The organism is Phyllobacterium sp. CCNWLW183 (genome assembly GCF_037203775.1).
GTDB classification, from domain to species: domain Bacteria; phylum Pseudomonadota; class Alphaproteobacteria; order Rhizobiales; family Rhizobiaceae; genus Phyllobacterium; species Phyllobacterium ifriqiyense.
Window position 1 is genome coordinate 33782 of record NZ_JBBCBN010000013.1, and the last position, 13001, is coordinate 46782.

The 13001-nt window shown below is 52.1% G+C and carries 10 protein-coding genes; all 10 read right to left on the minus strand.

The genetic code is table 11. The features are described 5' to 3' along the window. Window positions 1-69 precede the first annotated feature (69 nt). On the minus strand, window positions 70-558 hold the full coding sequence (locus V9K95_RS22665) for a universal stress protein (RefSeq protein WP_008127009.1): 489 nt from the start codon (window positions 556-558) through the stop codon (window positions 70-72). Between the two features lie 42 nt (window positions 559-600). Next, window positions 601-1680: a tryptophan--tRNA ligase gene (gene trpS, locus V9K95_RS22670; protein WP_336442305.1), complete on the minus strand. Its 1080-nt coding sequence runs from the start codon at window positions 1678-1680 to the stop codon at window positions 601-603. A gap of 87 nt (window positions 1681-1767) precedes the next feature. Continuing rightward, window positions 1768-2154 carry a VOC family protein gene (locus V9K95_RS22675; RefSeq protein ID WP_336442306.1) on the minus strand — a complete coding sequence of 129 codons (387 nt, stop codon included), beginning with the start codon at window positions 2152-2154 and terminating at the stop codon, window positions 1768-1770. Then, window positions 2154-3749 (minus strand): murein biosynthesis integral membrane protein MurJ, encoded by a 1596-nt coding sequence (gene murJ / locus V9K95_RS22680; RefSeq protein WP_336442307.1) that lies wholly within the window; start codon window positions 3747-3749, stop codon window positions 2154-2156. The genes V9K95_RS22675 and murJ overlap by 1 nt, the downstream gene beginning before the upstream one ends. Window position 3750: 1 nt before the next feature. Next, window positions 3751-6564, minus strand: coding sequence for a [protein-PII] uridylyltransferase (locus tag V9K95_RS22685; protein ID WP_336442308.1), 2814 nt, complete (start codon window positions 6562-6564; stop codon window positions 3751-3753). Window positions 6565-6660: 96 nt separating this feature from the next. Next, the gene (gene mutS, locus V9K95_RS22690) at window positions 6661-9312 is read right to left on the minus strand and encodes a DNA mismatch repair protein MutS (protein ID WP_336442320.1); all 2652 of its coding nucleotides are present in this window, start codon (window positions 9310-9312) and stop codon (window positions 6661-6663) included. Between the two features lie 177 nt (window positions 9313-9489). Beyond that, window positions 9490-10380: a GNAT family N-acetyltransferase gene (locus V9K95_RS22695; RefSeq protein ID WP_370878770.1), complete on the minus strand. Its 891-nt coding sequence runs from the start codon at window positions 10378-10380 to the stop codon at window positions 9490-9492. A gap of 113 nt (window positions 10381-10493) precedes the next feature. Then, a complete protein-coding gene (lspA, locus tag V9K95_RS22700; RefSeq protein WP_115051541.1) occupies window positions 10494-10991 on the minus strand; it encodes a signal peptidase II in 498 nt (165 codons plus the stop codon). Window positions 10992-11004: 13 nt separating this feature from the next. After that, on the minus strand, window positions 11005-11874 hold the full coding sequence (locus V9K95_RS22705; protein ID WP_115051540.1) for a TrmH family RNA methyltransferase: 870 nt from the start codon (window positions 11872-11874) through the stop codon (window positions 11005-11007). Beyond that, complete coding sequence (locus V9K95_RS22710; RefSeq protein ID WP_115051539.1) at window positions 11871-12977, minus strand: class I SAM-dependent methyltransferase; 1107 nt, start codon at window positions 12975-12977, stop codon at window positions 11871-11873. Before V9K95_RS22710 ends, V9K95_RS22705 begins: the two co-directional genes overlap by 4 nt. Window positions 12978-13001 lie beyond the last annotated feature (24 nt).

The window sequence follows — 13001 nt, forward strand, 5'->3', positions numbered from 1 at the left end:
TTCAAAAGGCATATAGGCCTTTAAACCATTCTCTTCAAGTCAAGATTATATCACGTTTTAAGAATGCCGTCAGGTAATAGCGTCCAGATCTTCGTCAGAGAGGTTATAGGGCACGACGGTCACGGGAATAGAGAAGGTTTCCCGACCTGCTAATGACTGAACGAGTGGCCCCGGGCCGTCCTTGCCGGAACCAGCAGCCAAAACCAGGATGGCAATATCCTGATCTTCTTCGATGAGTTTTTGGATCTCTTCTGAGGTTATCCCCTCTCGTACGGCAAGTTCAGACTCTATGCCAATACTTTCCCGAACGCTGGCGGCAAACTTGCTAAGCGTGGAATTTGCGGTTTCCTCAGCCTCGGCCCGCATGATTTGCTCAACTCCGAGAAACGCTTGAAAGTCCGCTGAGTCGATGACAAACAGGAGCAGCAAAACACCCCCAGTGGTCTTGGCACGGCGGGCTGCATAAGCAACCGCCCGCTCACATTCAGGGGTTTCATCAATAATGGCCAGGAATTTACGGCGATGGCCAGCTTCGCGGCTGAGACGTTTTGATACCATTTGTGCAACCTGCCTTAAGCGTCGATCGTCTGCAAGCCTTGTCTAGTCTTGAAGGAAGCCAACGATATCACGAACCTTATGCATCGTCTTTTCCGCAAGGACACTAGCCCGCTCGCCACCATCCTTGAGAACCTTGTCGACATAACCGGGGTCAGCGGAAATGCGGCGCATTTCATCAGCAATAGGCGAGAGCTTTTCAACAGCTAGCTCAGCTAGCGCTGGCTTGAAAATGGAAAATTGCTGTCCGCCGAAGTTGCGAAGTACGTTTTCCTTGTCGGTATCCGTCAAAGCGGCATAAATGCCGACCAGATTGTCCGCCTCGGGTCGGTCTTTCAAGCCATCGACTTCGGAAGGCAAAGGATCGGAGTCTGTTTTTGCCTTTCGGATCTTCTTGGAAATCGTATCAGCATCGTCGATAAGATTGATTCGGGAAAGATCCGACGGGTCGGACTTCGACATTTTCTTGGTGCCGTCGCGTAAGCTCATAAGCCGTGCGGCAGGGCCGCCAATGACTGGTTCAGTCAATGGAAAGAAGCTTGATATGGTTTCGTCGCCTGACTGGGTCTCTATTCCAAGGCCAAGTTTAGAGATCCGGTCGGAAAAATCAGTGTTGAATTTTTGCGCGATGTCACGGGTCAGTTCGAGATGTTGCTTTTGATCCTCGCCAACCGGCACATGCGTAGCGCGATATACGAGAATGTCAGCAGCCATCAGATTGGGGTAGACATATAGGCCAACGGACGCGTTTTCGCGATCCTTGCCAGCCTTATCCTTGAATTGTGTCATGCGGTTCAGCCAGCCCATCCGGGCGATGCAGTTAAATATCCAAGCGAGTTCAGAATGCTGGCGAACACGGCTTTGATTGAAGACTATATGTTTCTTGGGATCAACGCCCGAGGCGAGGAAAGCAGCGGTGACTTCACGCGTGTTGCGCAAAAGCTCCGAAGGCCCGCCCCATACAGAAATCGCCTGCGTTATGGCGTGCTGATCGACCACGCAATAGATGCAATTATTGTTTTCCTGCAAAGCGACCCAACGGCGGATTGCGCCGAGATAGTTGCCAAGGTGCAGATTTCCGGTTGGTTGAACACCGGAAAAAACGAGCGGTTCAAACGTGCTCATAAATCGTCCTTAATTCTTCTTCGGCCAAGGTGGATAGCCATGACGTGCGGTTCTGGCAGAGCAAAGCATGGGATTCAAGCCCTACCATCATTTGAGCTGCAACAGGTCCCATTTATTGCCGTAGAGATCCTCGAAAACAGCTACGCTGCCATAGGCTTCATGTCTTGGTTCTTCGAGAAATTTCACACCTGCACGCAGCATTTTCGCGTGATCGTTTGAAAAGTCATCCGTATAGAGAAACAGGGCAACACGGCCACCTGTCTGATTGCCTATCGCTTGCTGTTGTTGCGGGCCTTGAGCCTGAGCAAGAAGCAGCTTTGCGCCACCTCTTTCCGGTGAGACAACCACCCAGCGCTTTGTTTCCGATTGTTTAGTGTCGCTCTCAACGGAAAAACCCAGCACATTTGTGTACCAGGCAATCGCCTCATCATAGTCATCAACGACGAGTGTGATCAGTCCAATTCCGCGGGCCATTATGATGGATTCTCCGCTGGTGGTTCGGCTGCTTTTGCACGGCGCTTTACGTTGCGGCGGATCATGCCCAGACTTGCGCCGCCACTGCCAAAGGCCAATGCGAAATATATGACCATCGACATGAAGATGAGACCGAAAACGCCAGCTGCCTGAACATGGACAGGTGCTTGCGCGACGAGATAGGGCTCCGCCCATTTGATTGCATAGGACAATGCAAGCGCCATAATGGCAGCGGCAATGATCAATCGCGGTATACGGGTCAAAAGCGGGATGTCACGTCCCCAATGCCCTCGCCAGATAAGAGTAGCAAACAGAAGGATGGCGTTGACCCATCCAGCTGTCACTTCGGCGGTGGCAATGCCTGTCTCTGCCAAAATGGGAAAGAGTGTCAGCGCCATGGCTATATTGATGACCACCGAAACGGCCGCAAAGATCATAGGCGTCTTGGTATCTTCACGTGCGAAAAAGCCGGGTATGAACGCCTTGATCAGCACGAAGGCGGGTAGGCCAAGACCATATATCGCAAGAATATTCGCAACACGGCTTGTTGACTCAGCGGTAAATTCGCCGCGTTCGAGCAAGAGCCGAATAATCGGCTCGGACATGACCAGAAGCGCTGCAGCGGCTGGCAATGTAAGAAACAAGATGAACTCGACCGAGCGATTTTGGAGGTTGCCCGCCTCCTTCAAATTGCCGGATCGGAGGGCGCGTGCAAGTTCAGGCAAGAGCACAGTTGCGACAGCGATACCTACAACGCCGAGTGGGAGTTGATAGACGCGATCAGCGTTTGCCAGTGACGTAATTGCGCCTTCCTTACCGGAAGCGATATTGGTGTTTATCAGCAGATTTATCTGCGTTATGCCACCTGTAATTGCTGCGGGTAGAGCCAAAACCAAAAGTCGTTTGACGTTTGCAGTCATGCGGGGGCGGCGAAAGCCAATCGATATTCCAGCTTTACGCACGGCAAACCAGACGATAGTCAATTGCACCAGCCCCGCAGCCATTACACCCCAGGAAAGGCCATAGCCAATTGCAATCCCGTCATGGCCGGCATACCAGGCATAGGCGAGCACGCCGATCAGAATGATATTCAGGAAAACCGGCGCTACTGCAGCGGCAAAATAACGGTGAAGGGAGTTCAGCATTCCCCCCATCATGGCTGCCAGCGACATGCATGCCAGATATGGAAACATGATGATCGCCATCGAAACCGTATTGCCGAACTTTTGTGGATCATCGACAAATCCCGGAGCAATCACGGTTCGCACGATGAGAGGCATGGACAGTTCCATGATAATGGTCAGAGCCATCAGAACGCTGAACAGAACGCCAAAGACTTCTTCCGAAAACCGCTTGGCCCCATCCATACCGTTGGCTTCAATTTCCTTTGCAAAAAGAGGTACAAAGGCTGCGTTGAATGCACCCTCCGCAAACAATCGGCGGAAGGTATTGGGAAATCGGAAGGCAGCATTGAACGCATCCGCAACCGGACCCGTTCCAAGAGCTGCGGCCATAAGCATTTCGCGGGTAAGACCAAAGACACGGCTCATCAATGTGCCGGACGCGACGGTCGCAAATTTTTTGACGAGGCTCATACTATTCTGCCGTCATGAGGGCGTTTTGCCGTTGAGGCTGGGCTGTAATAATGTCGCCCTCGCCGAAAAGCGCGAGAAGTTTTTTACGGATGCGGCTTTGTCGGGTCGTATTGGTAATTTGATGGCCAACAAGGTCGGTCACATAGAACACGTCGATAACCTTTTCGCCGAATGTCGTCACATGTGCCGAGGCAATGTCGAGCGATAAGTCGGAGATTACTCCTGTAATCTCTGACAGAACGCCCGGACGATCCAAACCTTCAACTTCGATTACCGTGAATTTGTTTGATAGAGTATTGTTGATCTCCACCCGGGGCGTAATCTTGAATGCCTTTGCAGCGCGCTTAGGCTTTGTTCTGGAGGCAAGCATCTCAGGCAGATAGGTTTTGCCCGACAATACGTCCTCAATTAAACGTCCAACGCGCGTGGCGCGCCGCCGCTCGTCATCGTCAGTTGCAAATTCACGGCTGATCAGGATTGTGTCGAGCGCCCGCCCATCACTAGTGGTAAAAATCTGTGCGTCGACGATATTCGCGCCTGCAGCCGCGCATGCACCAGCAATGACAGATAGAAGTCGCGGATGATCTGGCGAAAGGACAGTTATTTCCGTCACACCCTCAAAATCGTGAGTTTTCACCATGGTAGCAAGTGTCTTGCCACTGGCGTCAGATTCTCGAACAAAGGTCGCATGGCGCACCTGATCGGCAATGCTCACTGTCAGCAGGTAGTTCTGATAGTGAAGTGCGAGATAGGATTGACGCTCGACCTGCGGCCACGATGACAGAGCATGCTCAAGCTGCGCTCTGGCGTGGTCGGTTCGCTCTTTGCGCGGCACTTCCGAAAAGCCGCCTGTAAGCATCAATTCGGTTTCGTAGAACAGATTTCGCAATAACTGCCCCTTCCAGCCGTTCCACACACCGGGGCCGACCGCTTTTATGTCGCAGATCGTCAGGATCAGCAGCAGTTTCATGCGGTCGAGCGTTTGTACAATCTCGGCAAAGTCTTCGATTGTTTTGCGATCATTCAAGTCGCGTGATTGCGCGACCATGCTCATTGTCAGATGTTGCTCGACCAACCAGGCCACGGTCTGGGTATCTGCCTTGGAAAGACCCAAGCGCGGGCATATGCGTTTAGCAATACGCGCACCTGCAATGGAATGATCTTCCGGGCGGCCTTTCGCAATGTCATGTAGCAGAAGCGCAATATATATGAGACTACGGTCCTTTTTCAGGCCAGGCATGATCTGATTGGCTAAGGGATGCTCCTGTTCGAGTTCCCCGCGCTCGATTTCAGACATTACTGCGATGCATCGCAGTAAATGCTCATCAACGGTGTAGTGATGGTACATATTGAACTGCATCATCGCGACGACTTTGCCAAAATCCGGAATGAACTTACCCAATACGCCAGATTCGTTCATGCGACGCAGGATAAGTTCCGGATTGCGTTCTGAAGTCAGGATTTCAAGGAAGAGTTTATTGGCCTCCTGATTGTCGCGCAGGTCTGCTTTGATCAGAGAAAGAGAGCGCGTAACCAGTTGCATCGCATCCGGGTGAAATTCCAACCCATGTTTGTCAGCAAGATGGAAAAGACGGATGAGGTTCACAGGGTCCTTGTGAAATACTCCGTCATTGGCAATCGTAATGCGGTGATTGTCGACAACAAAATCCGTGGTTCCCGCCAATTTACGTTTTCGGCGCGAAAAAGTGAGGAAAATCCGGTTGAAACCTGGAACATGCTTCGCCTGCTCCTCTTCCAGCGCAGCACAAATGATACGCGTTAGATCGCCAACTTCTTTCGCCACAAGAAAGTAATGTTTCATAAAGCGCTCGACATCCCGTTGTCCGGGATGCGCGGTATAGCCAAGGCGCCTTGCGATTTCGCTCTGTATATCGAAAGAAAGACGTTCTTCGGACTTTCCTGTAAGAAAGTGCATGTGGCAGCGAACTGCCCATAAAAGGTCTTCAGCCTTGCGGAAAATATTGTGTTCCGCGCGCGAAAGCACGCCCAGTTTGACCAATTCATCGCTTGTCTTGACGCGATAATAATATTTGGCGATCCAGAAGAGTGTATGCAGGTCGCGCTGACCGCCTTTGCCTTCCTTTACGTTCGGTTCAACGAGATAGCGGGTTGCGCCGGATTTCTTGTGGCGCGCATCCCGCTCTGCAAGCTTTGCTTCGATGAAGGCGGGACCGGTGCCCTCAACAACCTCTTTATCAAATCGGTCAATGAGCTTGTCGAACAGCTCCTGATTGCCGCAAATATAGCGTGCCTCCAGAATACTGGTGCGGATGGTCATATCCGAAAGCGATAAGCGGACTGATTCATCCAGATTGCGGGTAGCATGACCGATTTTCAGGCCAATATCCCAAAGCATATATAGAATGTATTCGACCACCTGCTCACCCCAGGGGGTTTGCTTATAGGGTAGGAGAAATAACAGATCGATATCAGAACCTGGAGCCAGACCGCCGCGGCCATAACCACCAACCGCTATGATCGTCATTTTCTCTGAAGTCGAAGGATTGACTGCGGGATAAACATGGCGGGTTGCAAAATTATAGAGCGCCGTAATGATCTGATCCATCAACCATGAGAGGCGCACGGAGCATCGTGTGCCCCGTGCATCTTGCATCAGCATCGTTTCAGCGCTTTTGCGGCCAAGTTCCAGCGTTTGCTTGATGAGCTGCAAAACATCGCTGCGCTCGACAGACGGTTTGCCCTGCTTGGCTGCCGCTTTGACGAGATCTTCAAATTGTTGATGAAGCTTGTCCGGGCTGACGATCTGTTCCAGTTTCAGGTCTGTGGCGCTCATGAACACGACTTTACAAATGATGGCCGCACGCTATAGCGCGAATTTGCGCCAAACGAAATGATTACATTTTGAAGCAGGCAGTAATACGTCTTGGCGCTAATGCGCGCTTAGTCCTTTCAGGCGGTAAAGTTCTTCAAGTGCTTCGCGTGGGGTCAACTCGTCGGGGTTAATTGCCGATAGGGCGACAAGGAGCGCACTGTCTTTCCCTTGGACTGGCTTGGGTGCCTGTCGTTTTACCTCTACGGAAAACAGCGGCAAATCATCAATTAGCTTATCCGCTTTGCCAGAGGTTTCGCCAGCTTCCAGCTGATGCAAAACATCGCGAGCCCGATTTACAACAGCTTCAGGCAAACCCGCCAGACGTGCCACCTGCACACCATAGGAACGGTCGGCTGCACCCTTGGCAACCTCATGCAAAAATACAACGTCTCCGTCCCATTCCTTTACCCGCATTGTTACATTGCTTAGGCGCTCAAGCTTTTCGGAAAGCGAAGTCATTTCATGAAAATGCGTTGCAAAGATTGCGCGGCATTGATTTTTCTCATGCAAATATTCAACCGCTGCCCACGCGATGGAAAGACCATCGAAAGTCGCAGTGCCGCGTCCGATCTCATCAAGGATCACAAGAGAACGATCCGTTGCCTGGTTCAAAATCGCAGCCGTTTCGACCATTTCTACCATGAATGTAGAGCGGCCGCGTGCCAAGTCATCGGATGCACCAACGCGGGAGAACAGCCGATCGACCACGCCTATATGCGCTGAACCCGCAGGGACAAAAGAACCCATTTGGGCGAGGATGGCTATAAGCGCGTTCTGGCGCAGAAAAGTTGATTTACCGCCCATATTGGGGCCCGTCAGGAGCCAAATGGCTCCTTTACCGGTCGTGAGCGGCGAGAGATTGCAGTCGTTAGCAACAAAAGGATTTTCTGCCTGCCGTCTAAGGGATTGCTCGACCACGGGATGACGCCCGGCGACAATCTCGAAAGCTAAGCTGTCGTCGACAAGTGGGCGGCAATATCCCTGTTCGCCGGAGAGAGCAGCCAGAGCAACGGATACATCAAGGGTTGATAATGCGAGTGCGCCAGCACGTATGGCGTCAGCATTGAGAATCGTTTCATTTGTCAAAGCGTCGAAGATACCAAGTTCGATCGAAAGAGCCCGTTCTGCTGCATTTGCGATTTTGGTTTCAAGCTCAGCCAGCTCGGTGGTTGTAAACCGCATGGCATTGGCGATTGTTTGACGATGTATGAACTTGCTCTTTGCCTCAACGCTATCCGTCATGACGGAAGCATTGTTCGCAGTTACCTCGATGAAGTAGCCCAGCACATTATTATGCTTGATTTTCAGCGATCGGATGCCTGTGGTTTCCATATAGTCGGCTTGCAAGCCGGCGATGATCCGGCGCGAGTGATCCCGCAGAGCACGCATTTCATCGAGTTCGGCGTGATACTCCGCACGAACAAATCCCCCATCACGTTTTAGCAACGGCAATTCATCAGCCAAAGACCGGTCAAGGTGTGCGGCAAAATCCAGAGGCAATTGGGCGAGACATTCGCGAACGCGGGCAAGTTCCGATGGTAATTCTTCACCCGAAAACAAGTGAAAAATCTCGGAGGCGGCTTCCAGACCAAGCGCGAGAGCCCCAAGATCACGGGGGCCACCGCGGCCAACTGCAAGCCGCGACAATGCGCGGGGCATGTCAGGAACGCCTCTTAGGGCCGATTGCATCAGATCGGCCAGGGGTTGCCTTGCAAGGAAGAACGAAATGGAGTCAAGGCGTTCGGCGATAGCTGCCGGATCTGTTAAGGGCGATGTCAAGCGCTCGGCCAGAAGACGTGCACCACCGCCCGTTGTTGTTCGGTCAATCGCTCGCAGCAGGCTACCTTCACGTTTGCCGGAAAGCGTGCGTAGGAGCTCAAGATTCCCTCGCGTCGCTGGATCTATGAAAAGCGAAGAACCTTCCGATTCCCGCTCCGGACGCATCAAGGGAGGGCGTTCCGCGAGCTGTGTTTTTTCAACATAGGCGATAGCGCCCGATATGGCGGAGAGTTCAGCGCGTGAAAACTGACCAAACCCATCTAGAGTGCTGACATCAAAATAGCGTTGTATGCGATTTTCTGCTGTGGCGCTGTCAAACAGGCTTGGCGGTTGGGGGCTCACAGCGCGCCCGACAATATCAAAAACTGCACGCAATTCCGGGTCGTGAAAAACTGTGTCCGCCACAATCAGTTCGCGAGGGTCGACGCGGAGTATATCTGCCAGTAAACGCGAAGCGTCCGATTCACTGACGCGGAAAGTTCCGGTTGAGATGTCGATCCAGGCAAGGGCAAATTGGGTCTTATCCGCGCCTTTGACGCGGCCCATAGTCATCATATAGTTTGCTTCAGAAGGATCAAGGAGTTTCTCTTCAGTGATCGTTCCCGGTGTAACCAATCGAACAACATCGCGCTTTACAACGGATTTTGAACCACGCTTCCTCGCTTCGGCCGGATCTTCCACCTGTTCGCAAACTGCAACCCGAAAGCCTCGTGCTATCAGTTTCTGCAAATAGTCATCAGCGGCATGGACCGGGACGCCGCACATGGGAATATCTTCGCCAAGATGTTTTCCACGCTTTGTCAGGGTAATCCCGAGGGCCCTGGAAGCTTCGACGGCATCGTCGAAAAAAAGCTCGTAAAAATCGCCCATTCGATAAAACAGAAGACTGTCAGGATTAGTTGCCTTAATCTCGATATACTGCTCCATCATCGGCGTTGGACGCGCCGAGATATTCGCTTCATATGGGGATTGTTCAATTACAGAGGATGCCAATTCGGCCAAAACTTGTCTCCTGAGCTAAGCAGGAGCAATCTATTCGGTATCCGCGAATTTACACACCTCTGCAGAGTCAAACTGCGATATTCTCCACAGGTGATAAAACGATGTCTATCCGAAACGTTTCGATTCGGCCGCATAATGGCTGACGTAGCGTTCGGAGATGCGGCTAACGGGCAAAATGATGCAAACATCCGTTGTGCCAAAATCGTGATCGATAACGGCACCATCACCTATCATTGCACCAAGTCGCAAATAACCTTTGATCAAGGGTGGCATCGCAAAGAGTGCCACACGGGCATTGATAGCTTCGTTCGGAACAAGGTCCATGGCTTGATAAAGAGCAGGTAAAGCTTTGACATCCCAGTCGGCCGTTGCCCGGCAATTGTGATGAAGAAAGGAGAGCGGCAAAGCATGGGCGGCCGGAACAGTGCCTTGGAAGGATGCGCATCCAAACATCACGCCAATTGAATGGAACCGGCAATAGGTCCAGATGCCTTGCCAGAGCAATTCGACAGTACGTTTCGAGCGATATTCAGGCAGGACACAGGAACGGCCAAGTTCGAGAAAACGCAAATCCGGCTTGGCGGCGACGAGGCGTTCGATGGAAAATTCGCTTGCAGTATAAAAACCGCCTGTCTCGAACGCTTTTTCGGAACGCAGGAGTCGGTATGTTCCAACGATCTGTTTGTGCTTTGGTCCAGGTATTGCCGTGTCATAAACAAGGAGGTGATCGCAAAAGGGATCAAACCGATCAGCGTCGCGCTGCTCTAATGTTGCAGAACCTTTGGCGCCCAGTTCGTCAAAGAATACTTTGAACCGCAATTGCTGGGAGGAGGCAATTTCGTCCTCGGTTTGCGCAAGGCAAACCTCCATAGTCCCGATTCGGCCAAGCACCGAGACAATCTGTGGAGCCGTAAATGGCGAAGATGTTGAATCAACCTGCGACATGATGCTTTGATCTTTAGAGATTGAAGCGGATTCAAGCAAGGAGATGTCCATATCGATTTGACCCTCGTCGGAGGTTGACCGGTAGTCGTTCTCGCCCTCATTACTACGATTTAATGACGGCAACATGACGTAAAACGAAGGCCAAACCGGCGATGCTTGATCAGCTAGTTTGCCTTATCAGGCGGGTTCTTCCGCTCTTTAGCCCAAACAAAAAACTCTTCAATTACAACCAATGCTGCACCAACAGAAATATAGGCATCGGCGAGATTGAAAACGGCGAATGACCATGATGGCAGATGGAAAAGAATATAGTCGATTACATAGCCATGAACGCTGCGATCGATGAGGTTTCCGAGAGCGCCGCCAATAATAAGCGCAAAGCCCGCACGAGAAATCCACCGATCCGGGTTTGTACTCCACCAAAGGTAACTTACGAAGCCTATGACGACGAGTGTAAGCCCTATGAGCGCAATGTCGTGCATTCCGCTCAACATTGAAAAGGCAATGCCTTCATTGTGAACACGAAATAATGCCAGAAAGGGTAGAAGATCGATTTGCTGCTGATAATCCATACCTGTTTCGACGAGATATTTGATTATCTGGTCGGTCAGGACAGCAACCATGATGATTGCAGAAAGGCTAAAAAAACGCGTGCGGCTCATAAATGGCATTTTCTCAAGTGGTCGCGTCAAGCTTCAGGGCGTCACGCCGGATTTCAAACAGCATTACTCCGGTTGCGATGGCAAGATTAAGGGAGTCAGCTCGGCCGGCTTGGGGTATTCGCGCCAGCCGATCACATGCCGAGGACAGCTGATCGGGTAGGCCCTGCTGCTCGTTGCCCATTAACAAGACGACCGGCTTATTGGCGTAAGGGATAGTCCGATAGTCCACTGAACCCTTGAGATGCGTTCCAACGATCAGACCCGTGAAACTCTTTCTCCAGGATAGAAATTCTGCTTCCGTTGCCCTGATGAGGGGAACTGCAAATACCGACCCCATTGTCGCGCGAACCGTTTCAAGCGAGAACGGGTCCGTGGTGTCGCCGATGAGGATAATACCTTTGGCGCCTGCTGCGTCGGCAGTTCGAATGATTGTACCGAGGTTTCCAGGGTCCCGAACCCGATCCAGAGCCACGAAAACGTCGTTGGCTTGTGGACGGATGTTGGAAAGCATTTGGAGGTTTTGCTGGAACACCCCGACTACCATTTGCGGGTTGTCACGCCGGGTTATTGCCGAGATGATCTTTTCATTGACCTCCAGCACATCGCCGCCCTTGGCCACCGTTCTGGCGGCAACTTGCTCGACAAGCGAGTTTCCCTTACCGGCTTTGGAGTAAACCAAGGTCTTGATTGTCCAACCAAGGTCGAGTGCGTCGATGACGAGCTTTAGTCCTTCGGCAAGAAACACACCCTGCTGATCGCGGAATTTTTTCAATGCCAGCGAACGCAGATCCTTGACGATCGGGTTGGTAAGGCTGGTGACTTCCTTGACTTTGCCCGGGCGGACGATGCCGCTGCCGCGATGGTGGTCGTCCTGCTTGCTCATGATGCACCCCAGCGGCTGAAGAGAGATGTGGAAAGGGCCCGCTTTGAGGAGCGCTCGCGAAGAATAAGTTCGCCGGACTGCACTTCGCCGCCAAGGCCCGTAAACGTATCCCGCATCAATTCGTGAATGGCAAAAAATGATGCGCGGATCGAATAGGCAGTTAGCACAACCGCCAAGGGATTGGGCGTAAGAATTGATCGGCATAAATCAATCATGTCTGGCAGATTGTCGAAAAGTTGCCAGACCTCGCCGTTGGGGCCGCGCCCATAGGCTGGCGGATCAAGGAGGATGATATCGTATCCGTTTCCGCGGCGTTCCTCCCGCGCCACGAATTTCATTGCATCTTCGCATATCCAGCGAATAGGCTTGCTCGATAGTCCAGCCATTTCCTGATTTTCGCGTGCCCAGAGAATGGCTTTCTTCGACGCGTCTACATGCGTAACCTCGGCGCCTGCCCTGGCTGCTACGAGTGAAGCAACCCCCGTATAACCAAAGAGGTTTAGCACTTTGACCGGGCGTTTTGCACCGCGGATCAGATCATGCATATACGCCCAATGCGTCCCCTGTTCAGGAAATACGCCAACATGCCGGAATGAGGTGAAACGACCCAAAAACGAAATGCCATCATAAGCGAGCGGCCAGGTTTCACCCAACGGCACATTAGGAAACTGCCAACGTCCAACGCCCTCTTCATCTGTATTGCCGGTGAAAATTGCATCGGCCTTGTCCCACTCGCTCTTGCTCCACGCCGGAAGCCAGATCGCTTGACCTTCCGGGCGGACAATCCGGTAAGGGCCGTACTGTTCCAGTTTCAAACCATTGCCGCTATCAAGAAGCGCATAATCTTCAGACGGAAGCGTTTCCAGAATAAGCCCGGTCTTTTCCTGCGGACGTGCACCGGTACGGCGGGTAACCACGCGCTTTGGAGTTTGTTCTGTTCGCGGCGATGCACGCTCCGTTTCTTCATCGGAGGAACGGTGCGCTTTGGCGAATTGCGGGCGGGGCTTCGTTACGCTTTGCCGCTGCACAGCATTTTTTGAAACGTCACCTTGTCGGCCACTGCCGTTTTTCGTTTTTCTAATTTTACCGCCGGGCGATTTCAAACCGTATTTTCCTTGCAACCTTTT